At 38.1% G+C, this 24,613-nt stretch carries 25 protein-coding genes; 6 read left to right on the top strand and 19 right to left on the bottom strand.

Features of this window, described 5'->3' with window-relative positions:
* The first annotated feature begins 2 nt into the window (after nucleotides 1–2).
* Both HC179_RS19035 and cydS read left to right on the top strand, forming a co-directional pair.
* Nucleotides 3–1,016: a cytochrome d ubiquinol oxidase subunit II gene (locus HC179_RS19035; RefSeq protein ID WP_168865780.1), complete on the top strand. Its 1,014-nt coding sequence runs from the start codon at nucleotides 3–5 to the stop codon at nucleotides 1,014–1,016.
* A 13-nt stretch (nucleotides 1,017–1,029) separates the two neighbouring features.
* Complete coding sequence (gene cydS, locus HC179_RS21400; RefSeq protein ID WP_442853667.1) at nucleotides 1,030–1,131, top strand: cytochrome bd oxidase small subunit CydS family protein; 102 nt, start codon at nucleotides 1,030–1,032, stop codon at nucleotides 1,129–1,131.
* Between the two features lie 51 nt (nucleotides 1,132–1,182).
* On the opposite strand, the gene HC179_RS19030 is transcribed toward cydS, so the two are convergent.
* A complete protein-coding gene (locus HC179_RS19030) occupies nucleotides 1,183–1,812 on the bottom strand; it encodes an NUDIX domain-containing protein (protein ID WP_168865779.1) in 630 nt (209 codons plus the stop codon).
* A gap of 540 nt (nucleotides 1,813–2,352) precedes the next feature.
* Here HC179_RS19030 and HC179_RS19025 point away from each other — a divergent pair.
* The 3 genes from HC179_RS19025 (at nucleotide 2,353) to HC179_RS19015 (ending at nucleotide 4,254) form a co-directional block, all read left to right on the top strand.
* Nucleotides 2,353–3,099: a hypothetical protein gene (locus HC179_RS19025; RefSeq protein WP_168865778.1), complete on the top strand. Its 747-nt coding sequence runs from the start codon at nucleotides 2,353–2,355 to the stop codon at nucleotides 3,097–3,099.
* 25 nt (nucleotides 3,100–3,124) lie between these two features.
* Nucleotides 3,125–3,997, top strand: coding sequence for a DUF3307 domain-containing protein (locus HC179_RS19020; RefSeq protein WP_168865777.1), 873 nt, complete (start codon nucleotides 3,125–3,127; stop codon nucleotides 3,995–3,997).
* Nucleotides 3,998–4,107: 110 nt separating this feature from the next.
* The gene (locus HC179_RS19015) at nucleotides 4,108–4,254 is read left to right on the top strand and encodes a hypothetical protein (protein WP_168865776.1); all 147 of its coding nucleotides are present in this window, start codon (nucleotides 4,108–4,110) and stop codon (nucleotides 4,252–4,254) included.
* A gap of 98 nt (nucleotides 4,255–4,352) precedes the next feature.
* On the opposite strand, the gene HC179_RS19010 is transcribed toward HC179_RS19015, so the two are convergent.
* The 4 genes from HC179_RS19010 to HC179_RS18995 all read right to left on the bottom strand — a co-directional run bounded on the left by HC179_RS19010 (nucleotide 4,353) and on the right by HC179_RS18995 (nucleotide 8,295).
* Nucleotides 4,353–4,895: a cupin domain-containing protein gene (locus tag HC179_RS19010; protein WP_168865775.1), complete on the bottom strand. Its 543-nt coding sequence runs from the start codon at nucleotides 4,893–4,895 to the stop codon at nucleotides 4,353–4,355.
* A 134-nt stretch (nucleotides 4,896–5,029) separates the two neighbouring features.
* Nucleotides 5,030–6,007 carry a ring-cleaving dioxygenase gene (locus HC179_RS19005; RefSeq protein WP_168865883.1) on the bottom strand — a complete coding sequence of 326 codons (978 nt, stop codon included), beginning with the start codon at nucleotides 6,005–6,007 and terminating at the stop codon, nucleotides 5,030–5,032.
* Nucleotides 6,008–6,049: 42 nt separating this feature from the next.
* Entirely contained in the window at nucleotides 6,050–7,066 is a 1,017-nt protein-coding gene (locus HC179_RS19000; protein ID WP_168865774.1) for a nuclease-related domain-containing protein, read from the bottom strand.
* A gap of 425 nt (nucleotides 7,067–7,491) precedes the next feature.
* On the bottom strand, nucleotides 7,492–8,295 hold the full coding sequence (locus tag HC179_RS18995; RefSeq protein ID WP_168865773.1) for an RDD family protein: 804 nt from the start codon (nucleotides 8,293–8,295) through the stop codon (nucleotides 7,492–7,494).
* 108 nt (nucleotides 8,296–8,403) lie between these two features.
* Between HC179_RS18995 and HC179_RS18990 the strand changes: the two genes are divergently transcribed.
* A complete protein-coding gene (locus HC179_RS18990; protein WP_168865772.1) occupies nucleotides 8,404–9,366 on the top strand; it encodes a stage II sporulation protein M in 963 nt (320 codons plus the stop codon).
* On the opposite strand, the gene HC179_RS18985 is transcribed toward HC179_RS18990, so the two are convergent.
* The 14 genes from HC179_RS18985 to HC179_RS18920 form a co-directional block, all read right to left on the bottom strand.
* The gene (locus tag HC179_RS18985; RefSeq protein WP_168865771.1) at nucleotides 9,358–10,719 is read right to left on the bottom strand and encodes a DUF58 domain-containing protein; all 1,362 of its coding nucleotides are present in this window, start codon (nucleotides 10,717–10,719) and stop codon (nucleotides 9,358–9,360) included. The genes HC179_RS18990 and HC179_RS18985 overlap by 9 nt on opposite strands.
* Complete coding sequence (locus HC179_RS18980; RefSeq protein WP_168865770.1) at nucleotides 10,670–11,599, bottom strand: AAA family ATPase; 930 nt, start codon at nucleotides 11,597–11,599, stop codon at nucleotides 10,670–10,672. The genes HC179_RS18985 and HC179_RS18980 overlap by 50 nt, the downstream gene beginning before the upstream one ends.
* Nucleotides 11,596–12,735 (bottom strand): DUF4350 domain-containing protein, encoded by a 1,140-nt coding sequence (locus HC179_RS18975; protein WP_168865769.1) that lies wholly within the window; start codon nucleotides 12,733–12,735, stop codon nucleotides 11,596–11,598. The genes HC179_RS18980 and HC179_RS18975 overlap by 4 nt, the downstream gene beginning before the upstream one ends.
* A gap of 18 nt (nucleotides 12,736–12,753) precedes the next feature.
* Complete coding sequence (locus tag HC179_RS18970; protein WP_168865768.1) at nucleotides 12,754–13,389, bottom strand: DUF4129 domain-containing protein; 636 nt, start codon at nucleotides 13,387–13,389, stop codon at nucleotides 12,754–12,756.
* 36 nt (nucleotides 13,390–13,425) lie between these two features.
* Entirely contained in the window at nucleotides 13,426–14,340 is a 915-nt protein-coding gene (locus tag HC179_RS18965; protein WP_168865767.1) for a hypothetical protein, read from the bottom strand.
* A gap of 152 nt (nucleotides 14,341–14,492) precedes the next feature.
* Entirely contained in the window at nucleotides 14,493–14,870 is a 378-nt protein-coding gene (locus HC179_RS18960; protein ID WP_168865766.1) for a nucleotide excision repair endonuclease, read from the bottom strand.
* A 70-nt stretch (nucleotides 14,871–14,940) separates the two neighbouring features.
* Nucleotides 14,941–16,065 carry an NAD(P)/FAD-dependent oxidoreductase gene (locus HC179_RS18955; RefSeq protein WP_168865765.1) on the bottom strand — a complete coding sequence of 375 codons (1,125 nt, stop codon included), beginning with the start codon at nucleotides 16,063–16,065 and terminating at the stop codon, nucleotides 14,941–14,943.
* 115 nt (nucleotides 16,066–16,180) lie between these two features.
* Nucleotides 16,181–17,518: an alkaline phosphatase gene (locus tag HC179_RS18950; RefSeq protein ID WP_168865764.1), complete on the bottom strand. Its 1,338-nt coding sequence runs from the start codon at nucleotides 17,516–17,518 to the stop codon at nucleotides 16,181–16,183.
* Nucleotides 17,519–17,742: 224 nt separating this feature from the next.
* Entirely contained in the window at nucleotides 17,743–18,579 is an 837-nt protein-coding gene (locus HC179_RS18945; RefSeq protein ID WP_168865763.1) for a sugar phosphate isomerase/epimerase family protein, read from the bottom strand.
* A 14-nt stretch (nucleotides 18,580–18,593) separates the two neighbouring features.
* Entirely contained in the window at nucleotides 18,594–19,565 is a 972-nt protein-coding gene (locus tag HC179_RS18940; RefSeq protein ID WP_168865762.1) for a DUF6005 family protein, read from the bottom strand.
* A complete protein-coding gene (gene asbD / locus HC179_RS18935; RefSeq protein WP_168865761.1) occupies nucleotides 19,562–19,855 on the bottom strand; it encodes a petrobactin biosynthesis protein AsbD in 294 nt (97 codons plus the stop codon). Before asbD ends, HC179_RS18940 begins: the two co-directional genes overlap by 4 nt.
* The gene (locus HC179_RS18930; RefSeq protein ID WP_168865760.1) at nucleotides 19,852–21,090 is read right to left on the bottom strand and encodes an AMP-binding protein; all 1,239 of its coding nucleotides are present in this window, start codon (nucleotides 21,088–21,090) and stop codon (nucleotides 19,852–19,854) included. The genes asbD and HC179_RS18930 overlap by 4 nt, the downstream gene beginning before the upstream one ends.
* Nucleotides 21,091–22,806 (bottom strand): IucA/IucC family protein, encoded by a 1,716-nt coding sequence (locus HC179_RS18925; RefSeq protein WP_168865759.1) that lies wholly within the window; start codon nucleotides 22,804–22,806, stop codon nucleotides 21,091–21,093.
* A complete protein-coding gene (locus HC179_RS18920; RefSeq protein WP_168865758.1) occupies nucleotides 22,784–24,598 on the bottom strand; it encodes an IucA/IucC family protein in 1,815 nt (604 codons plus the stop codon). Before HC179_RS18920 ends, HC179_RS18925 begins: the two co-directional genes overlap by 23 nt.
* Between the last annotated feature and the right edge of the window lie 15 nt (nucleotides 24,599–24,613).

Raw genomic sequence — 24,613 nt, 5'->3', positions numbered from 1 at the left:
ATATGAGTTATGAAGTAATAGGAATTACTGTCCTGTGGACGTTTTTGTACGGTTATTTAATAGTAGCATCCATTGATTTTGGTGCCGGGTTCTTTAGTTATTATTCCACCATTACAAAGAAAAACCACCTGATCAATAAAGTGATTGTCCGTTACCTCTCTCCTGTTTGGGAAGTAACGAATGTGTTCCTTGTTTTCTTCTTTATTGGAATAGTAGGCTTCTTCCCTTCTACTGCTTATTATTATGGAACAACTTTGTTAGTTCCGGGAAGCATAGCCATAGTGTTATTGGCCATTCGCGGATCATACTACGCTTTTCATCATTATGGAGAAAAAGGAAACAATTTTTATCAAGCCTTATATGGAGCCACAGGACTTTTAATTCCTGCTTCCCTATCTGTTGTGCTGACCATTTCAGAGGGTGGCTTCATTTACAAGTATGAAGACTCCGTATGGCTTGATTACGGAGCACTGTTCACTAGTTTCTATTCTTGGGCAGTGGTCATTTTAGCCTTAGTAAGTGTACTTTACATCTCTGCTTATTTCTTAGCATTTTATGCAAAAGCAGCGCGTGACGAAAATGCATTTGAAGTTTTAAGAAAATATGCATTAAACTGGAGTCTTCCAACTATCCTTGCCAGTGTTCTCGTCTTTTTCGCTTTAAGTGATCATAACCCAAAACACTTTGATAAAATGTTGGAGCTTTCTTGGATGTTCAGTCTATCGTTCCTTTTTTTCCTTGGAGCGGTTTATCTGATGTGGAAAAAGAAGCACCTTGGTGTAGCTTTTATCTTGGTGATGCTTCAGTTTGCAACGGCATTCTTTGGTTACGGGGCATCTCATATGCCTTACCTTCTGTATCCATATTTGACGATCTATGATGGATTTACGAATGAGGCGATGGCAGTAGCGTTGATTACAGCATTTATCGCCGGTCTTTGCCTACTGATTCCTTCATTATATCTTTTGATGCGCTTGTTCTTATTCGATAACAAGTACGTGCAAGGAAAAAAATAAGGAGGTTCATTTCATGGAAAACTTTTTGATTATGTATGCTTCCCCATTGATAGTGGCTGCTGGTATCTTCGTTCTATTCTTTTGGGGAGCGAAGGGGAAAGAGAAATACAAATAACTTATAAAAAAAACTGCTTTTCCTGAACATAGGGAAAGCAGTTTTTTTCAGTTAAGAAATCTTATTAATGATGGCATTTAGTACATCTCTGTAAAAATCGTCATTATGCGGAACAAAATTAGTTTTATTCACCTTCCACTTACTCGCTTCCATTTTGCCTTCCTTATTTTCAACAATCCCTTCGATTAGAACTGTTTGTAGATGATCTTTAAACAATAAATTCTTAAAACCTTCTAAAGGGACCAGATATACCCCACTCACCTCTTCCTGCTGAAAGGTGAATTCCTGAAATGGGATCATTCTTTTTAATAAAAAGACATGTGCATGTTCTTTATCAATAAAGCCCTCCAATACTTTCTCATATGGAAAAACCCCAAGATAATTTAATTCTTCTATCGCTATATCCAGACCTATTTCTTCTTTCACTTCCCTTATCCCGTCTTCTATATTTTCGTTATGTAACAGGTGCCCTGCTGCTGTTATATCTAACAGTCCAGGAAAATCTTTTTTATCTTCACTTCTTAGTTGGAAGTAAAGATACTTTTCCCCATCTATTTCTGCAAGCAGCCAAAAATGAAACGTTTCATGCCAATACCCTTTCTTGTGAACCTCCTCCCTTGAGGCGATTCCGACATATTCCCTTTGTTTGGTAAAAACTTTAAATTGCTCTAGATCTCCCACTACCACCTTCAACTCCTAACTGCTATTAACTTATTCTACGAAACTGATTCATTAACTTCTCTCTTTAACAATACCTAATTTATCGGCAATCTATCAATCTAAATTAAATTTCGCGAATTCGGGAAATGATTTTGATATAGCGAAAAATTTATTTTTGTAATATAGCACCTCCGTTACGAATAATGTTTCTTATCAGTTATGTTAAGATAGCAATAGCTTTAATTCCATTAATTATTTCCCGTTTTGTATTTACATAAGAAAAGCGATCCCTTTAAAGGATCGCTTCTCTTATGTGTTCTTAACATACTGAATCAGTTGATTTTGGATTATTGTTTTTATCGGAATTAATTATTTTTCACATGATGACTTCTTTCCAACTACTTGTAAACCTTCTGCTTGTATTCTATATTTCTTTAAAAGTTTGACTTTTTCATCTACTTATCTATAATTCGATTAATCTATCGAAATCTTTGTAAGTTGATTATTTAATCGAATTGAATTAAACTTATGTGGAATTCTTTTTGGAAGGAGTGAGAAAAGATGAAGCACCCAATATCCATTTTTATGATGGATGTGACAAACTCATCAAAAAATTGGAATGAAATAACTTCGTATTTAGGAGATATTGAAGAGCTTGTGAAAAGGTGGACAAGAGGTCTCCCTCACGCACAGGTTAAACACCGACTTGGAGACGAAATTGTCGGGCTTTTTGATCATTACTCTACCGCATATACAGTTGCATTTTATATAAGCCAAATTTGGAAATACAAAGAACAGCCTCCCTACTTCGGAATCACATTTGGAAGGGTTGCCACAAACTTACAGCAAATTGATTTAGACAAATGGAATCATCCGCTCATGCGGCAGGCACGGCTAGCTAATGAAAAAATTAAGCACTCCTCCCAGCGTTCGTCCATGATTTTTCTCCCAGGTGAGGAATCAATAGAAAATACGTCATTAGAAATGGCCAATTTGCTTTTATCTTATCAGCATAAATTTATGAGTGACCAAACGTCCTTGCAGCAATTAATCTGCAGGCTGTACGCCATCCTTGATGAGCAAAAAGCCATAGCAAGGCTAGTAAATAAGTCGCCTTCTACTATCTCCAGTCACTATAAGAAAGGGAATTGTGAGATAATATTGAATACCTTATACACGCTACAAGAAGCCTTGGACAGATTAGAAGCAAACAGTTTTGGGAACAATCCACATCATATTACGAAAGAGTTGATCCAAACGATTAAAAATGAGCTTCTTAAAAATATCGATGCGATCATTTCTATATGATTATCTATAGCAAGGAGCGTTTGAAATGATAATCCTTTCCCTTATCTTAGCCCATTTAATAGCCGATTTTTATTTTCAGACAGAGCACATGGTGAAGGAAAAACGAAAGTTCTTAAAGCTCCATTTATTTCACCATGCTGCTATCATGTTTATTACTCTCCTCCTTATTTATTTTTATCAAGGAAATGATTTAATTATAGAGGTCGTGTTGGCCACAATCCTATTAGTGGGCATACACGGGGGCATTGATTACTTAAAGATTTTCTTCCAGGAAAAAACAGATTATTTAGTACAGAAAAATGCCTGGAATCTTGGGTTATTTATCGTAGATCAACTATTGCATGTGATTACTATTTTGTCAGTCTGTTATTTTACTTTACAAGTAGATTTAAAGTCTACATTCAATACCTTTTTATTGTTATCCAACTTAAAGGAAGGCTTACGACCAGATATTGGATTGCTTGATGGACTTTTGTTTTTAATAATTATGTTAATACTATGTACAACCGTAACAGGCCATCTTATAAGAATCATGCTTGGTTCACTAACTAAACATATTTCCCTTTTTGAAGGAAAATACACATTGAAAGATCTTGCCGTCAGTCCTAATAGCGAAAAAAATATGTCAGAGGAATATACATATATGGTGATGAAACACCAGGATTTATCGCGGGGAAAAGTTATTGGATATCTAGAAAGATTATTAGTAGTGGCATTAATATTGATGGGTTCTTTTTCTGCAGTTGGATTCATTGTTGCAGCCAAATCACTTACTCGTTTCAAACAAATGGATGACCGCGATTGGGCGGAGTATTTTTTGTTGGGGACACTCACGTCCTTCCTATTTGCAATCATTTACGGAGTGTTGTTGAAGATAGTATTCTTCGGTGCTTACTAGCAAATCATTTTTTCGTTTTAATAGATTTTTAAAAAAATTCATAGAAAAAAGGTATATACCCTGTCCGATTCTATCAACTCTCATATGATAGAAACAAAGGGGGTGACTACATGTTGCGTTGTTACCGTTATATCACAAGATTAGGCGAAGTTCTAGTTGAAGAGGGCGAAGATTACTTGGAAAGACGAACAAAAATGGCAAAGAAAGTAATCAAAAGAGTAGCCCGCCGTTTGGATGATCTGAATGACGTTGATTGATTAAAGGTTTTCAGTCACTGTCTTTCAGGTTATGCATGGAAAACAGCACTATTAATACGATAGTACTGTTTTCCTCTACATACCTTGCTTTAGGAACCCTATTCTTCAGCAGCCTCCGCATCCGCTTTGTTGGGATGAACCGTACCAAAAGGGTGATTTGGAGGAGCATAAATCGAATATAACTTTAAAGGAGTACTTCCTGTATTGGTCAGGTTATGCCAAGTACCTGCCGGGATCACTATCGCATAATCGTCTGCAACCATTCTTTCAAAATTAAGATTATTTTTATCATCGCCCATCTGCACAATCCCTTGCCCCTGTTCTAGACGGAGAAATTGATCAACATCTGGGTGCATTTCTAATCCGATATCTTCTCCTGGATTTAAGCTCATCAATGTTATTTGGAATTGTGTTCCGGTCCATAATGCAGTTCGAAACGTATTGTTTTGTAAAGTAGCCTGGTTGATGTCTGTAACAAATGGGTTTGGACCATAGTCTGTTAACTGAATAGCCCTAAAGTTGTTGTTCAAATAATAAGCATTATACATAGCTGGATGTGCCCAGTAACTGTTCCTAACATAATTGTATGCATACGGATTTGTAGCATAAGGGTATGGATAATTATTTGTTGGATAATACATTCCTTCATCTCCTTCTTAAAATTCATTAAATTATCCTATTCATTCTGACTGGGAATGTACGTTGTAAGGGTTGGTTTAATTTAGAACATATAAAAAGCCTGTTTCTTCAAAAAAGAAACAGGCTTTATCAATGATCATTCTTTTGTAAATTCTTTTGTACTTCTTACAGTATCAATTGGTCTCACAAGCTTTTCAATTTGCTCGCGTTTTGGTTCAAGGAACGGAGGCAAAGAGAGTTTCTCTCCTAACGTTTCATATGGCTCATCCCCCATGAATCCTGGGCCGTCCGTTGCGAACTCAAATAAAATCTGAGGCGCAACTCGTGCATATAAGGATTCAAAGAAATAACGGTCCACATGTCCTGATGTGTTAAAGCCAAACCCTTTCAATCTTGCATCCCATTCATCAATGACAGCTCGATTGTCTACTCGGAATGCGGCATGATGTACCGTGCCGAATCCTTGCTGCGCTTGAGGAAGTGTATCGTTATGTTCAACAACTAGTCGGGCACCATTGCCTCCTTCTCCTACCTCAAATAAATATGTGTCTCCATTTTGGTCAATTTCTTTGAAGAGTAAGACTTTCTCTAATACTTCCTTAAAAAAGTCAAAATTTGCAACACGAATGTGGAGAGGTCCTAGTCCCGTGATGGCATATTCTAAAGGAATCGGCCCCTTCTGCCATGGCGTGCCCGGCTCCACCCCTTTATTATTTTCATCGGATACTAGCTGATACTGTTGGTCATCAAAATCTACAAATGACAGGGTCTTTGTCCCAAACTGATCCTTGATGCCTTCATGCTTTACGTTTAGGCGGTTAAAACGATCTACCCAATAAGTTAATGCGTTGTCGGATGGTACTCTGAAGCCAGTTCTGAAAATTTCATTTGTTCCGTGGCTTCCTTTTGGAATGCCTGGAAAATCAAAGAATGTCATATCTGTTCCCGGGCTTCCTGTATCATCCGCAAAAAACAGGTGGTATGTTTGGATATCGTCTTGATTGACTGTCTTCTTAACAAGCCTCATGCCTAGTACATATGTGAAAAATTCGTAGTTCTTTTCTGCACTGCTGGTTATCGCCGTTACGTGATGAATCCCTTTTAATCCGTTTATCATAAGGATCTCCCCTTTTTTATTGAAATGTTATTGTGATATTTATCTTGAATTCGAGATAATTATATCGTGGTTGGATGAAGATGTCAAATTGATGAGTGGACATAGGTTATATTTTATCGACCTGGTGTTTCCAACAGTTTGAAGTCCCATGGAAGTCAGGATTCTTTTCATTACATTAGTAGAGGGTACACATAGGAACTCTCTAGCCTCTTTATTGGAAATGGTCTCGTTAAATAATAAACAATAATCTCTTAACGCCGGTATGTGTGCGTCTTTTGATTTATTGTAGCACTTAGGACAACACCAAAAAGTATGAGTCCTATACATAGGAATAGCCAGGCAGCTTGAACATTGTACACCTAATAAAAGTTCATTTGGCTTAATGTTTACCTGTTTTAAAGTGAGGGTTGGTTTAACTTTATGGTGCTTAATAATGGCGCGAGCAAGGTTATGAATTTCTTTAGTGGAAAGAATCTGTTTATTGGAGATTGTTTGTTGTTGTTCGATTTTTGTCGGGAGAAAATGACCATGAATGACCTTTTGGTTTGTTGATTTATCTCCGGGATCGACTTGAATAATGCAAGAAGGATTCGAGATGACGACGAAAGAGTTAAGTGGGATTCGAGGGAAATCAAACTGTTCAATCCATTGCTTGAGCAGCCTTTCTTGATTACTGACCTGTGTAATCGGACACTGATAATTTTTCACATTGCCCATATACGTCTGAGTCAGCTGATTGAATTTCCTGTCAAAATAAATGGTCCCACCCATATTTTTCACTTCTAATAGGGATATAAAGTTAGCCGAAAGGAGTAACGTATCAATATGGAAGTTTTGATTCTGGAATTGTAAACTGACGGAATGGAGAATGTGATAGTCTTGATTAGGAAGGATGCTAAGGGGGTAGTTAATGGCACTTTCGCCTTTATAGCCTTTAAATTGTTTGGCTATCAATTCCTTTACTCGCGGCATCGAGGGGTGATCTTCATCAAGGCGTCTCTCAATAGCCTGCAAAAATAGTATATTAACAGGGTACTCTCTCTCTTTTACTATCATTTTTAACCTCCGATGCTAATTTATTTGTAAATTATACCACTTACACAGTGGAATGTCGCTCGAAATTGAGTGGTTTTTTGGAATCGGGCGAAAATTTCAATTTACGGGCGATTTTTAAAAAATACGGGCGATAATCAGAGTAATCGGGCGATTTTTAGGATTTACGGGCGATAATTCAACTTTACGGGCGAAAATAGCAATTAATCGGGCGAATCCCAATAATAGGTAAAATCCGCCCACCTGCCTCATGCTATTCCTCGCCCCAAAGTCAAAGCCGGAAACCATCATCCCTCAAGTCCAAAAGGAAAAGCCGGAAACCATCATCCCTCAAGTCCAAAAGGAAAAGCCCCCGGTCAAAATCTAAACCGCTAATTTCCCATCTCCTATGCAATTGCCACTCCTATATTGCAAATCCTGCCCCCCGTCTACAACTCATACTCCCACTCTTCCTTCATCTGCAAATACAGTACTAGCAGCATATCCTCTAACTCATCATAATGCTTACTAGACGGGTCTAGCCCTAATTTCGGAAACAAGATATCAGCCATTTTTCGAGTCATAACGATGCGGTCATCAGCATTTAAAGTTTCCAATCGCTCTGCGTAAGTCTTCAAAAGCTTCCACTCTTTAGCTCCAAGGGACTTCAACGCCCATTCTTCTACAAGGCCGCCTTCCGAACTAAGTCCTTTTTCAGCAATACGTTTATCCAGCTTGGAAACTTTCTTTTTCTTCTTTCCCCTTCTTTCATGCACAACAATGGTACCTGCAACAAGATCCCCTAATCGCTTATGCTTGGAGTGAAAAAAGATCATCAGCATCCCCACAAGGTAGTTTGCTGGCAAAATATCGATGATTCGAAGGAAATTACGAATGATGCTAGCAAGCAAGGTGATGCTGTGCCCATTTTCTTGAATGACACGTATTCCAACCATCTTTTTCCCTAATGTTCGACCACCTGTAAAGTACTCAAACACGACATAATAGCCCCAATTTAGTAAAAACATTAATATAAGGACTCCTGCAAACATATAAGACGGAATGTCTGTTTCAACGTACTCAAATATACTTGCATTCAATCCGAAAATTAGTGCAATAACAATTAAAATATTAATTATAACCAACAAGATTGTATCAAGAATAAAGGCTGCTGCACGGCTGCCTAAGCCTGCAGCGTGAAACTGTAAAGAAACATATTCGGGAGTTTTAATATCCACTTGTTCAGTCTTCAAGGTGATTCCCACTTTCTATGGATAAATTTTACTTTAGGGTGTTTCTATTTATCTATAATATTACTATAATATAGAAGATAGGTGAAAATGAGACACGAGGTGTAAAAGATGAATGTCAAACAATTTATTAAACAACACCGCGGCCAATGGAAGGAGCTAGAAAAACTAGCATCTGATTTACATAAGCGAAAGAATATTACCGGAAAGAACCTCGAGCGGTTTCACAGTCTTTACCAAAAGGCCGCACAACATTTATCTTATAGTCAAACTTATTTTCCAGAAGAAGAAGTCACATTTTACCTGAATGGCCTTGTATCCAAGTCTCATAATCTTTTATACAAAGATCAGATAACGAGTTGGAAGCAAGCAAGCGACTTTTTGGGCCATAAGTTTATTGGATTGCTTTTCGAACAATGGAAGTTTGTCTTGGTAGCTTTGCTTCTTTTTACGATTGGGGGACTTGGAAGTTATTTTGCCGTCCTGTATGATCCACTCTATTTGTACTCCATCCTACCAGGAGACATGGCACAAAACTTTGATCCTGAAAAACTTGGTGACAGTGACGGAAGGGTGGATGCCCCTGTTATGTCAGCAAGTATTTTGACCAATAATATTCAAGTTGCCATCCTTGCATTTGCCGGCGGGATAACCTTTGGATTGTTGACAGTCTATGTATTAATCTACAATGGAATTATTGTAGGCGCGATCTCTGCCCTGTTTTGGCATTATGATAAAACATACGAGTTTTGGGCTTATATTGTTCCACATGGGATGATTGAACTGACAGCGATTTTCATTGCCGGCGGCGCTGGTTTACTAATGGGGTACAAGCTTTTTGTACCTGGTGAATATTCGCGAGGCTATCAGTTGAAGTGGAATGCTAAACGATCTTTGCAATTGTTACTTGGAACGATTCCGTTGTTTATCATAGCAGGGATAATTGAAGGATTCATTACCCCTGCTGCCATATCGTTGGAAGCCAAATATTTGGTTGCTGGACTGACTGTTATGGGATTAATACTTTATGTTACTATAGGTAGTCTTAAGCTTCGTAAAACCCAGTTACAATAATCCTCTGTTCATGGTATCGATATAATGGGATACAGCGGTTGTTGCAAGCCGTTCTTCACGGGCTTCCATCATCAGGAGGCCTTGTTTTTCCCATTTGGCTTTTTCTCGTTTCTTCGTTAATAGTTGTTGCTGTGCGACACCTTTGATCATCGTCTCTTCTAAAGAGGTAACAGGAGCCCCTGCTCTTTTCTTCAATATCTCGTCTTCTACCCCAATCATGAAAAAGAGATGCCTTTGTCTTACCCGCTTTAAGTAAATCAAGGCACTTTCCTCATGCAAAAATGTTTTAACATCACTGAATAAAAGGATAAGGCTTCGCTTCTTTTGAACAAGCTGTAAATATTGAAATACTTCTGCATAATTGGATTCTGCTGCATCAACCTGAATGTTATAAATGGTCTTCAGGATTGTTTGCAAATGAGGCAACCCTTTTGCAGGCGGGATATATGCCTTTACCTTTTTAGAAAAAGCAAGTACCGCGACATAATCTCCTTTTTGCAATGCTGCTGCAGCAACCGTCATGGCTGCTTCTAATGACCGCTCCAAACGGTTTCCCTTTTTTAGTTCTGCCCCCATCATTCTTCCACAATCGATAAGTATAGTGATGTATTTACCGTGCTCTGGTTCATACTCATTTGTCATGACTTCCTGTAATTTAGCCGTTTGGCGCCAGTTTATTTTCCTTGGATCATCCCCCACTCCGTAAGAACGTATTTTAGAAAATTCCCCAACGCCGCTTTTCTGCTTTCTAATGGTTACTCCTTCATGAATCAAAAATTTCTGGGCATTTTCCAAGTACTGTTTAGTTTCCGTCATATCCGGAATGACTTTTATCGTATCTTTCTTTGCAAAGTTCATTTGCTTTTGCCAAAGACCAATCCTACTTTGATATCGTAAATACAGATGTGAAACAAGATACTCACCTCTAACAGGCGCAGTGGTGTGATAGGTAAATTGTTTTTTAGTGTTTTTTTCTACCATTCCGGTAATAGGAAACGGCCGAGAAAAGGACTGAGGAATACCATCTTTTATTTCAACCCTCATATCATATTCTGTTGGATTCTCTACCACTATGTTAACGTGATAACTAATTCCTCTTTCCATCTCGATAGGAATAATTCTCGTCATACTGAGTGCTTTTTTATTTGGTATAAATACAAGATCCACCAAACTAAAAAGAATAAAAAATACATTTAATAGGAAGATAATCGGCCAAGAAACGTTTACAAAAAGACTCAATAGAATAAAAGTCATAGAAAGTATAGAAAGTAAGAGAACTAGTCTACTAGTTGGAAGAATCCCTTTATCTCGGAACAGGAATCGACCCCACAAGTTCTTCAATGATTTGTTCAACAGTCGCTCCCTCCAATTCCGTATGAGGAGATAATTGAATCCGGTGACGAAGCGCGGGTTTTGTCACCATTTTAATATCATCAGGAGTTACATAGTTACGGTTGCTCAAGTAAGCCCATGCCTGTGCTGCTTTTCCAATGGAAATACCTGCACGAGTGCTCGCTCCGAACCTGATAGCATCCGACTCACGAGTGTTACGGACAATTTGCATAACATATTCTAGGATACTTTCACTTAGGGTAACTTGCTGAATCTCTTTTCTAATGTTTAGAAACGTTTCCATATCTAATACTGGCTTGGTATCTGATTGAGTAAATTTATTTTCCAGTACTTGTTTCAGCACTGCCGTTTCTTCTTCCAGGCTAGGAAAATCAATACGTAGCTTGAAAAGAAAGCGGTCTTGCTGTGCTTCCGGTAGCGGATATGTTCCTTCAAATTCAATTGGATTTTGAGTGGCTACCACAAAAAACACATCAGCCAAAGGAAAAGTCTCGCCATGAATTGTAACCTGTTTCTCTTCCATCGCCTCAAGGAGGGCAGCCTGCGTTTTTGCAGGGGTCCTATTAATCTCATCTGCAAGAAGAATGTTACTGAAAATAGGTCCCTTCAATGTTTCAAAGTTGCCTTCTTTCATATTGTAAATGGAACTTCCTGTAATATCACTTGGTAAAAGGTCTGGGGTAAATTGAATTCGATTGAATTTACCGCCCAACAGGCTGGCAAGAGTTCGAACCATTTGGGTTTTCCCGGTGCCCGGCACCCCTTCTAATAAAACGTGGCCGCCTGCCAGTACGGAAGAAAGTAAAAGTTTCAAATTCAAATGTTGACCTAGTATTCTTTCCTCATATTTCTCAAGAAGAGATGCTAATTCTACTTTCATCCCTCTTCCACCTCTTTCCTTAAGGTATCTAATTGTTTTGACCATTCAAGATATTCTTGTTTTGTGATTTTCTTTTTTGCTAACACCTGTGTTAATTGATAAGTAAATAAATCTATTTTCCCATCTTCTTTTGCTTTCCATTTCTTATGGAGGAAGACAGCACACTCTTTCCAGTCCCTGCTATATGGAATACCCCATCTTTCTTGTAGCAAATATTTTACATATTCCGCCTGATTGCTCAGAGAATCCTGATAAGCATTTCCTTTTAAGTACCATGCAGCTAAAGCTCGAAGACTTTCATCACTATACCTGACTGTTTCTTCACGAGGCTGTAATATAGGACCGAATCTCTTACCTTGCTTCCAAAGAAATAAAATCGCAACTAGCATTCCCTGGAAGAGTAACAATAAAAACCAGTCTTGGTAGACATCTATAGAAGATGTGCCAATATCTCCGTGGTTGTACTCATCAAAGAGAATGATTGTGTCATTATTTAACCCTTCTTCTTGTATAAGGCTAAGTAAAAGCGGGAGATGATCCTTTTTTAAAATTTCTTGGTTTGTTAGCCAATGAGGCGTCAAAGCTACGATGAGTGTTCCATCTCCATACTTCCGCTTAACAGCTACATCACCGAGCTGATCGGAAAGAAGTATTTCATCTTCTCCTCCTGGTTCTATCCTTACAGGAGAATAAATATCCCCTACAAAGTTGGTTTGGCCCGCATCATCGATGGTTTGCTCAGGGAACATCGACTCAACAAAGGTCGTGCGAATATCAAAAAATCCCTTTGGGTTATTTTTAAATAAAAGGATGGTGTTCCCTTTTTCCAAGAAATCAATATAAGATTCCATCGTTTTTGTATCAGGAGTAAAGTATGGTTCAACCATCAACAATACCTGTCGTCTTTCTTTATCAGGTAACAAATTCGGGGATTGTTCCCATCTATTCACCATTCCTATTTCGTTTTCCAGATAAGTGTAGAAGGCTTTCAAACCCGTAGGTGAAGGAGATTCTGAGTCATATGGTGAGAATTCTTCAGGATTTTGAGATAGAACAAAGTAGGAGCAGATTGCAAAAAGAACGAGTAGAATTCCAAGCCATATCCATCCTTTTTTCTTTGTGGTAATTCCGTTCAAGTCCCACCCTCCTTCCTTTTATAGATCTTGATCTGTATCATATATCCACTTTAATGCGGTATCACGGTAAGATAAATAGTCGTCTTTTCCAATTTTTTGTTTACCATAAGTTCCTCTGTCGAACAAATGGGCAAAATTAAAGAAAAAATCAGCTAGTTTTCTCTGTTCTCTTCTTAATTCATCATAATACTCCCAATTTGTTTTCCATATTTTTGCTACGAGCCAATTCCGATCATGGAAGTTTAGTAATAACCCCAGAAATAGATGTCTAGTAGCAAGTGAATAGTCTTCCATGTCTTCGTATTTCTTTGCCTCCGCCACATGTTGTTGAAAAGACCATTCTAACTCCTCACCTGATTGAAAAGGCTTCGTTTCATTTTTACGACTATTTCGCTTACTTCTTGCAAGGTAAGCAATGATCCAAACCGTTAAAATTACAATTACAAGGATGATGACCAAAATCAATATATTCCCTGCTGTTCCGCTTGTATTTTCCATGGAAGGGAAAAGTCGTGATAGCAAATCTGCTAGCCATGCTTTTAATTCATCCCACCAAATTTGCAAGGTATTTCTCGAATCAGTATAAAATGCTTGATATTCCTGTTGATCTAGGATTTCTTGTATTTGTTCTCTTGCTTTTGGTTCTTTAAGCACGATTTATCACCTGTCCTTTTCCAAAGGAGTCGGGGTTTATCCAATATGATAATCATCAATGAGCTCTCTCAAATCATCTGCATCATGACGAACTTTCAAATCCAGATACATGACAGCGTACCCTACTGCCATAATGAGTGTTGTAAAAAGAGTGGTAAAACTAACAATTAACCCAAGAAGTACACTGTTACCAAGGAAAGCTGAGAACGATAATTCTATTGCTACGCCTATTGAAGCAGTTATCAGAAAGAAAATGATGTAAAGACCAATCAACTTAAATGTTCTACCTTTAGATAAACGCCAGCTTCTTGTTAACCCCGGAGCGTTCTTATCCAACACTACAGAGCCGAAGAAGAAACTCCATCTTGTAAGAAGAAATGCGCCGATTAGCAATAAACTAACAGTCATTAGGATCGATACAATGATTCCGGCAATCACATCTATTGAGAAGACAAGAACCGAAGTAAATATCCCTGCCATCGTAAATCCAAAAATGATACCAAACGCAATAAGTACATATAACAGAGAAGAACCAATCAATGGAAAAAATCGTCCAAATGCTTGTTTGACTATTTTACTGACTGTAAACTCTCGATTATGGTAAATATGATTAACGCCAAAGATGATTGCAGCTTGAGCAACAGGATATGTAAATAATACCAATAATGAAACAAATAATATTCCAAGGTCAGCTGCAAGATTGGAAGATAAAGAGGCTTCTTCCGTCATTTCAATATTCCTAATCATCTCTTCATACCAAACTCCCCCGCCACCTTCTTGTCTAATGAAGCTTTTCCCTGCCGCTAATTCAATAATTGCTTGCAGAAGGTAAATGGGACCAACCAGAAGTAATAAAATGAAGAAAAAATCCTTAAATTTGTATTTACTGATTTTAAACGTCTGATCTAGAATTTCTCCGAACCCTTTTGGTTTATTAAAATTACTGTTCATTCCTTTTCCTCCCTTAAACTATTCCAAATGTTGTCATATCGACTATTTTACCATTAATCTATCATATTAAGAGAAATATATTATGAAAATGAGCAGATTTAGGAGAAATAAAAAACCGTTCTCCAGTGGGGAGAACGGCCTTTGAATTTGAATTATTGTTTGTTGAAAACTTTTTCAACATTATACTTTGCTTGAAGTGTGTTAGCGATGTATGTTTCATAAATTTCTCTTTCCATAGGGTCTTCTACGATACACACGTCTATACGATATACTTCATCGCGGTGATTTTTAATTGGGGATACATTGTCCTCAAAGTGTTTTTTAATTCGTTGGCGAAGCTTTCTCGCTTTTCCGACAAACAACAAATCTTCATTGATATTAAAGAACATAAAGATCCCGCCTTGATCTCGTGGGATTTTATGAAAATCAATAAAGCCATTGATTGGTGTAATAATTGGTTCATCATTTGTGCGAATCTGCTGGCGTTCCGTAATGGAGACACTAGGATTAGGTATAGTTATTTTTATCATTGTAGTTCACGTCCTCTTTTCAGTAGAGATACATGGTAACACAACGAATCGATAATAGCTATAATTGTTTTTAAACAATAGATTTAATGGCTCCTGCTACATCATAGTTACTGATATCAAGAACCGTTTGTTGTCCCATAGCTAGCCTAGCTAATTCGGCTCCTAAAAAAGGTCCGCTTGTTAAACCTGATGCTCCGAGACCATTGGCAATTAAAACATTATCATGATTTGGAAGCTTGCCTATTACCGGAAGAAAACCTGGTGTAAACGGGCGAAATCCCACTCTAGTTTCCAATATTGTCCCCTTTGATAAACCTGGTGCCATTTCCAATGCCTTACTTAAGATCTCATTCATGCCACCTGCAGTAACCCTTGTATCAAAACCTGCATTGTCTTCATGTGTTGCCCCAACCACAATCCGGCCGTTTTCAAAGCTAAGGATATACTGATTATTCGGTGGCATAACAACAGGCCAATCTTGGGTTTGTTCATTGTCAATTTCCAAGTGAACAATCTGGGCTTTTTGAGGGACTACATCAAAAATCATACCTAACTCTTCAAATATTTTCTGTGACCAAGCTCCACCTGTTACGATAAATAGATCTGCCTCTACTCTCTCGTCACCCAAGATTACTCCTTTAACTTGATTACCCTGGACATCAAGATTTGCATCACCATCAAGGAAAGTTGCTCCATGTTTCTTGGCGGCACTTATGAGCGCATTGCGCAGGGCACGGCCATTTACCTTTGCCCCACCGGTAATATGGACAGAACCGAACTCATCTGACAACACGGGGAAAAGCTCTTTTGTTTGTTCAGGACTTAAGATTGTCACCTCGCCAATTTCAGGAGCTTCATCTCTTCTTTTAATGGCTCTTTCCGCCATCTTCTGAAGTTTTTCTTTATCATTATGTAAGTTAATTGCCCCAACACGGTTATATCCCGTTTCTGTTTCTCCATCTTTTTCTAGCTGATCAATTATAGCTGGATAATACCTAGCACCGTTTTTGACCATGTTATACCAGGCTTTATTACGACGCTGCGATATCCAAGGACAGATGATTCCTGCTGCGGCATCTGTTGCCTGACCTTTATCTTGACGGTCGATAACCGTTACATTCTCACCTGATTTAGCTAAATGATAGGCGGCAGAGGCCCCGAGTATTCCAGCCCCTATAATTACGATATTTTTCATTATTAAATAGCACCTTTTCTATTTTGATTGTTTTATTAGTGTACAGGATTTTTTATCCGTGCTCAATTTTCTTCAGAAAAAAAACCCTTTCTTATACAAGAAAAGGGTTTGCAAGTTATCTATTAAACTTAATTTTCATCGCTTCCGCCATTATTTTAGGAAGATCGGTGTTGTCCAATAATCCGCTAAATTTATCTGATTGTGGTCCATAGGCATAAACCGGTAGGTCTGTTCCTGTATGTGCCGTAGTTGTCCATCCGATAAGAGCACGGTCACTTACTACTTCATTAATTGCAATGGAAGGCTTTTCTGCCTTTTTGATTCTCTCTATTTCATCTTCTGTTATATCCAAGGAAGTATATTTCTTTACCACTTCTTTAATATTGCTTTTATCTTTATTAAGTTCGCTTGCCATTTTGTCACCTGTTGCTGTTACGCTATCCAGGACATCCATTTTCAAGTCATATTCACCGTTTGAACCAACGGACATTCCACCTGTTTCATGATCACCTGCTACAACAACTAATGTATTTCCATCTTTTTCTGCAAATTCTAGAGCCGCTTCCACAGCTTTGTCAAATGCTTCGGAATCAGTCATGGCCCATGCCGAGTCATGAGCATGTCCTGCCCAATCAATTTGAGAACCTTCTACCATTAAAAAGAACCCTTGTTTATTTTTGCTCAACGTATCAATTGCTGTGTTGGTCATTTCAGCCAGGCTAGGTTCGTCCGTCTCGTCACGGTGCATCTCAGGAGACATGGCTGCAGTTGCAAACAAACCTAGCAACTTATCGCCTTCTGCATTTTTTAACTCTTCTTTATTTGAAGCATATTGATAGCCATTTTTTTTTGCTTGCTCAATCAAATCGACCTCAGGCTGCTTTCCTCCATTTTCTTTACTTAGAAAATAGTCTCTGCCCCCTCCAAGAATAACATCAACGCCGTTTTCAAAGTATTGTGGGGCAATGGATGATTCATCCGAACGTGATGCGACACTAGCTCCAAATACTGCAGGAGTTGCATGTGTAATAGTGGATGTTGCTACTAGTCCGGTAGATTTCTTGGATGCTTCTGCCGCATCTAAAATGGAATCTACTTCTTTTCCATCAGGAGTCACGCCAACCATGCCATTATTGGTCTTTACTCCAGTAGCCATTGCGGTACCTGCTGCTGCAGAATCTGTTACTTCGGTGTCTGCTGAATGCGTTTTGATCAATCCTTTTACATGTGGATCAAAAGAAGATTCCTCACCTTTATACCATCGGTAGTTTGTTGCATAACCGGCATTGTATCCATCTGGAATCATATAAATCACATTTTTGACTTTCCCCTGTTTTTGTTCTATGTTGACAGCCTCTTTTTTTGCTTCCGCTTTATCCATTCCCACACTTACTTGTACACCTGAAAATACTAATCCTGCTGCGACTGCAACACTTGCGACTTTTTTGAACATGACTTTTCCTCCCTCAGCATTTTTGCTACCTGCTCAGGTTAACAAGTAAAAGTAAAGGAGGAATGAAGATTCTATTAAAGCTATTTTACAAAAATAAGGGTATTTTCTACTAATTTACGATTCGTCGGAAAATAAATATAGTCTTCTATAATAGCGCAAGTGAAATAAGTGCTAAAATTCATTACTTAACGGTATCAAGTGTAAATGTAGAGTTAATAAATTGTTTAACTAACATACAATCTATTGACCTCTTTTGTTAAATAAAGGATTCTTTTTGCATCTTTCTCTAGCACCTCTTTTACATTGCCACCAAACCATTCTAGAGACGCATCAATTTCTGTCATGCAGGAAGCGGTTTTTATAAATTCCTCATAATCAAGGATTCCTTCAAATAGAGGAGTCATCCCTTCCCTTGAGCCTGCTGCGGCATATACATTGTGCGGATTAAATACATCAAGTTTGCTTTTAGATGATATATTTTTAAAATGAAAGTGCTCAATAAATGGTTTAAGTTTTAATAAAGCTTCTATTGGATCCGCTCCTGATTCCCATATATGTAATACATCAAAGTTAATTTTTAAAGCAGGATGATTCACTTCCTCCAATAGTTTTAAAGTAGATGGTACCGTGTCGGTCAGGGTATTTGGATGGGTTTCTAAAAGGAGAAATTGATTTTCTCTTTCTAGCTCCTGACAAATCATTTTTAATTTCTCAACTATTGATTTACGCTCTTGTGTATTCATCGAGGCACTCGCACGCTGCCCGGCAAACGTCCTTAATTTATGTGTTCCCCAACGGTGCCCAAGCTCGCTCAATTCCATTGTCGCACAAAGAAGTTCCTTATCTGACAAGTGAAGAGGAAGATAGTCGCTTAACATACTTGTATATAGGTTGTACGATGCCAACCAATCACTATGATAGTAAGGGTCATCTTTCAAATTCTTAGCATGAATGCCCCAAATTTCTATACCTTGAAAATAATTTGACTGTGCCCATTCTGCTATCTCTTTCATAGAATGGAGATGGTGTCGAAATGAGATGGTACATAAAGATAAATTCATATACATTACCTCCTTCATGCTAGTACTTTGGATTGATTCATAATCATCCAGGCATCAAAACAATCTTTAAGGCCGCCCTTAATTGAATATTCCAGTTTTTCTTGTTCGGTTATTTTCATATGGATATCTTTTAACATGTTTACATCACCAGTCATCGCATATTTCATTGCACGATAATGTATGGTTGTAAACCCTTTTACAAGCTTTTCTATTTCATCGCACCACTCTTCAAACCATTCCTCTGTGTAACCGTTAGCCTCCCAGAAGAATGCGAAGGCATGTTCATAGGCATATTTTCTGATTGCCAAGACAGGAATTTGCTTAAGGGCATCCGATAGTCCAGTTCTTCTATCCTTTTCAGAGCCTTTTGAAAATAAGTCTACTATTTGGCGGATTGCTTCTGACATGGGATTTTCATTCAATTTCATACATGTTTGAAAATAAGCCTCTATAGTTTCAGGGCTAGTCGGATTAATATGCTCCGCATCAAAGTAATACCCGCCCTTTACTGCAGGAGCCATAATAGCATCTATTATTTTTTGTTTAGACAATCTACCTTCCCACCTAAAATCAGGATCAAACATAAACCATTCATCTGGATCCTCTGTTTCCTCTAACATGACATAATGTGGGAATGGACTTTGATGAAACTTATTTTCACGTTCAGGAAGCATGGAAAGGTCGAGCATCACCATAATGGAGCGGTAGTTTGGCTTATTTTTCATCAATTCGAGCAAAGTCTTCATATTAGTAAATTTTGACTTTGTCTCGTCATACCATTTATGAATTTTTATACCATACAGCAATTCATACCACGTTTTAAAAAAGTCGTGATCGATATTTTCAGAATGGTAGCTTAAGGTGCCATCCTGTGTAACATCAAAATCTGCATCCCATACACCAAAGTAAAAGGGGCGATGGTCCAAGCCTTCCGTTTTTTTAATTACTTCACATACACAGCTTACAAAGCAATGAACTTTTATCATACTTGCCCCTCCTTTTCTTGGGACTTCTCGGAACTCAATTCCTCCAAAAAATTCAATAATGATTCAACGGTATGGAAGTCTTTGGGCACAAGCATGTCGTCTGGAATGCTCAATCCCAGATCTAACTCTACATGTAAAATAAGTTGTAATATCATAATGGAATCCATATAGAGATCCTCATTTAATCTTGCGCTCTCTTTAAATGATTTCCATGTTGGTATAGTTAGCTTATGCTTCAAAATATTGTAAATAGCTTGATAAAGCTCTTCTCTGCTTAAACACTCTTTCATCCCATCATCTCTCCTACTAGCTTTCTGCTAATCTTTCCATTTGGCAGTGTTGGAATTTTTTCCACCTGAGTAAATTCAACAGGAACTTGATGTGGGGCCATTTGCCTCACGCACCAGTCCCTTAACTGGGACTCTTCCACAAACGATGAAGCCACAAATTGAACACATACTCTCTCACCTGCAAATGCATCTGGTTTTTTATAGGCAATCACTTCTTCGATGTTTGGTTCCTTCAGAATTATTTCTTCTACCTCTTGTGGATACACGTTAAGTCCCGCTACGTTAATCATGTCATCCATTCTTCCAAGGAGGCATAAAGACCCTACTTCGCTAAAATAACCTATATCATTCGTATGGATAGATTTTGAACTCCCTTGCAATATCACCTCTTGGGGATGGTCCTTACCTTTTCCTGCTATAACTTTAAAATGTCCCAGCGGAAATCCCATTTCACTTGGACTCTGTACATCAGGATTAATGGCAATGCACCCGGCTTCTGAACACCCATACTGTTGCAAAACTCGATTGGATCTTCTTTTCAAGTCGTCTAGACAAACAGCAGACATCAACATGCCGGATGTCATGACATATTTAAAGGAAAAATCTTGAGGTGAGAGCTTGGTTAACGTATGTAAAAATGCAGGTGAAGCATATAAAATATGGTTTGGCGTTTCCACTAATTTCTTTAAAACATATTTGGGGTTGAGGTTACTAAGAATGATAGGAGCTATATCTCGCTCTAAAGCAGTAAGCACCCCACTGATAAAGCCGTAGGAATGGGAGATAGGGCATGCAATGATGGGTACAGTCCCTATATCCACTGGCAAACTCTCATTATAGTTTTTTATCTCTTCCTCAATGTCTTCCCATGGACGTTCCAAACATTTTGGTTCACCAGTTGTGCCAGAGCTCATTTGGACAAGTACACCCTGCTTTTCTTCCCTGTCATTTATCATTAAAATAGGAGCTTGAAACGTATCATACATTAAAATATGACTAGAGCTTTTGTGTGCAATGCGTATTGCCGCATCTCTTGGGGTAGAAGCATGAATTGGTACAACGGAGCCGCCTTTTTCTTTCATATATAAACAAAGTGCCAAGCCCTCAAATGCGTTTTTTGTACACACTGCGATTCTTTTTTTACTGCAATCATGCAGCACATTCATTTGATCAAAGTGTTCAAATTGTTTGATAAGGTCATTCTTTGAATAATACTGGTCGTTAATAAAGAACATCTATAATAACTTCCCTTCATTAATTAAGCTGTTGTAAACAGGATGACGATATTCCCTTTTATCCATTCCAACTTTTCTAGTAAAAAGAGATTCCGTAAAGATTTCTTCTTTGTCTGCTCCAAGTTGTTTATTTCTTTCCTGTAATCGAGGGTGATGTAAAAAATGCGTTTGTATTGCATCTCTAACTTCTTTCCAGAAATCCTCTTCTGCAAAATCCATGTGATGACTTAGTAGAAAGGATAGTTCACTTAAGTGAAAAACAAATAAAGTATCCATAATCAATTCCCGTAAACCTTCTACCGAGGACATCCAATAATACTCATCATTCGGTGCATGTAGGTAGCATGGATGTAGTTCTGAAAAATTAGGAGTCAACTCAGGCTGTTTCAGGAATTCATTCACATATTCCAAGCTTTCATGGAAATCCCGCAAAATCACTCTTTTCGGCCAGCCATTTTCATGAACAAGAATCATATTCTGAGCATGTGCTTCTAGTGCCACTCCCTCTGATACAAGCAAGTGCCATACTGGGACAACCGTAACTTTTACAAATTGCTCCACCCATTTCTTCATACCGTAACGCTCAAGCCAAGGAAGGATGAAGGGCTTCCCGTCTTTTTCTAGTAATGACATTGCATTCATTGGTACGGCGCTTTCCAGGCCCATAACGGAACTAGTTGGACTGATCCTCCAGATAGCTGCCAGGTGACCGGAAAGGTTCGGAAATTCCTCCATAGCCACCATACCGGCATATTCAGCCAAAATAGTAAGACTCTCTGTTAGATAGTCATCAGACTCTATCAAATTTGCCACCCAGTTTGAAAGTGCCGGAGCTGTACATACTGAGTGAGGTTCTATCAGTCTTAGAGAAGAAGTGTTTACCATGTTTATTGGTAATTTAATATGTGCCTTTTCAGGATGTGTCTCATTCCACAATGTTCTAACAGATTGGGTCGCTCGATAAAAATCACCAGCAGATCCAAGTGGGATAATATCATCTGGTCCTAGAAATTTTACTTCTTGCAGAATCTTGTTCTCCCATTGCCAAGGATGTACAGGAAACAGTGAGTAATTTTTGATTGTACCTCCTGCCATGTTCAGACGATCAAGGAGTAAGGAATAAGTTCTTTCACCAACTTCATTTTGTAAGAATGCTTCTTCAGAGTTTGGAAGAGAGGCGTTCACATATTCCCGTTTGATTGCAACCCAGAATAGCTGAAAAGATTGCCTCGCCTCTGGACCATACATTTCATGATCGTATGTATTAAAACCAGTCCTTGCCTTAAAACAAGGATGGTAGGGGTGCCCTTCCATGATTGCTGACTCCATTTCTTCATAGGAAAGATCACGCCTACATGGTTGCTCAAGATTTTGCTCATTCCAGTCACCAAGCAAAATGGTTTGGTGTAACTCCTCTATCAAGCTATCTTGTATTTTATGATCATTTGAAAGCTGTGAGACAATCTCCCTTATTGGTTCAGGTATTTGATGGCCTTGTTGGTCTGTAATTTTAATAGTGGATTCATGTAGTCGAATTCTTCCAAAAGAAGAGCGTGTCGCTTCTGAGTGAATACGAAAATTATTACCAAATATGATGATATGAGTTTTAAAACCTTCCTCCAACATTTCAAAAGGGAGTAACTTTTCAAAAACTATCGCCTCTAACAACTGCTTTATTACCCTTTTTTCCGTATTAGACGCTACTTGCTGTGGCATAATGTTTCTCCTTTTTTTCCATGGAAAGCATCAAGTAAAATGGATTTGGCATGGAAGTATAGACTGCCTGTTCTAAATCAGTCAAAAGTTCGTCCACATCATGAAAACGTGTCAAAAGGTTTGCTTTGCACGGAAGTACCTTGTTATTCAATATAAAATGGACAAATCTTTTTCCTTCCCCAGACAATCTCTCTTTAAGATTATTCAATTCTTTCATCATCCAATGGACTAATTTTTCTTCTGCAATCAAGCCATCCTCTCCCATTCTGTATATGATGGAAAAGATATGGTTAATAAAAAGATAATAGGTAAAACGATGTTGGATCATTTCTTCGTCGAAGAATAGTTCAGGTGTGTTCTTCAAATTAACAACCATTCTCACTAGCTTTTCTCTCTTTGAATTTGATAAATAATAGCCTTGATTATCTCTAAAGTAATAATGTGTAGGAAACCCGTCTGATACATCCACCAAACTATTTTGCTGGTGTGCCTCTAATGCCAATCCAAATTCATCATACAAAGAAATCATTGGCTCGACCGAACAGTGCCAATATTTTTGAAACCATTGAAAACTTGCTTCTTCTGGGTTTAGTTGATAAGTGCGGGAAATGCTATGAATCAATTTTTTCATTAATGATGCTTCTCCAGGGAGTGGATCTTGCACCAATGCTGCAATGGAATGAACCCCTTTTCCTTCACCATCTTTAAATGGATTTGACCGAAGAATAACTTCAAAACCATTTTCTATTTTCCCGGGAAGGTTTAGAGACAAGGAAATCGGATCATTTAATACTCGGAAACACCTATGCTTTTGTAAAAAGTCTATCCTATTGAATAATTCCGCCATGACAACTCCAGCTTCGAGCTCATGCACTTTGTTTACTCTCATGGAATTTGTCACTTTTACAGGGATGGAGAACTTGTACATCCAGTTATCTTTTTCGTTGTAAACTGTTCTTAAAGAAGAAGTGGCACTGAACGTGTCTCCCATAGGGCCTATATATTTCAATAGGTTAGCCTGCATTGCTTTTTGTACATAGTCCTGTTGCAGAAGCCACTGAGATTGTAATGGGTGCATGGGTAAAAGGTATTTACCTTCCCTTGTCATTTTCAGAATCTCATTCTTTATTAACGAGGAATCTTCTTCAGCATAGAAGTTTTCTTTCAAAATCGATTGATCTACTTCAAAATAATGTAACTGAAAAGTTCCTTTTAGTTCGGGAGCATATAGATCATGCTGCCAAGAGGCCATCCCTTGTCTACTTTTTGGGGTTGGATGCAACCAATGACCAAATAATATCGATTGCTCTGATTCTAAAAAGCTGTAATCTTCTACTTTTTTATCATCATTTTTTAAATCTGATTTTTCCATATATGTACAAATGGTATGATAGCTATCAATCAACCGTAAAATAAGTTCATCATAATGAGATGTCATCTCATGGCAATTATTGTTTTTAGCTTGCAGGTTCAATTCTTGAATGCATGAAATCATACAATTTAAAGGTTCTTCTTCCTTCCATTCTAATTCCTTATCATCGAATTTGTAGACTCTCCCTAGTTTGTGTTTACCTACTAAGGAACGATAATTGACTTCAATTAGCAATCTTATATGTTGTAAAGGAAGCACCAGTTCCAAAGCTTCCTCACTATTGACTATGTAAGGCAGTTTAAACAGCTTAAGCAAGTCGTTTTTCTTTACCCAGTTCTCATCTCCAACCTCACGAATATAACAATTCATGAAGGCTTCGTAGGAGGCCTTTTCTGCAATTTTTTTAGTTGAATTATGCATAATGCCACCCTTTCT

Origin of the sequence: Bacillus sp. RO1, from assembly GCF_012524115.1 — a bacterium.
In the GTDB taxonomy this organism is placed as follows: domain Bacteria; phylum Bacillota; class Bacilli; order Bacillales; family Bacillaceae_I; genus Sutcliffiella_A.
Note: the sequence above shows the minus strand (reverse complement) of the source record. Positions and strands in the feature narration are given on the sequence as shown.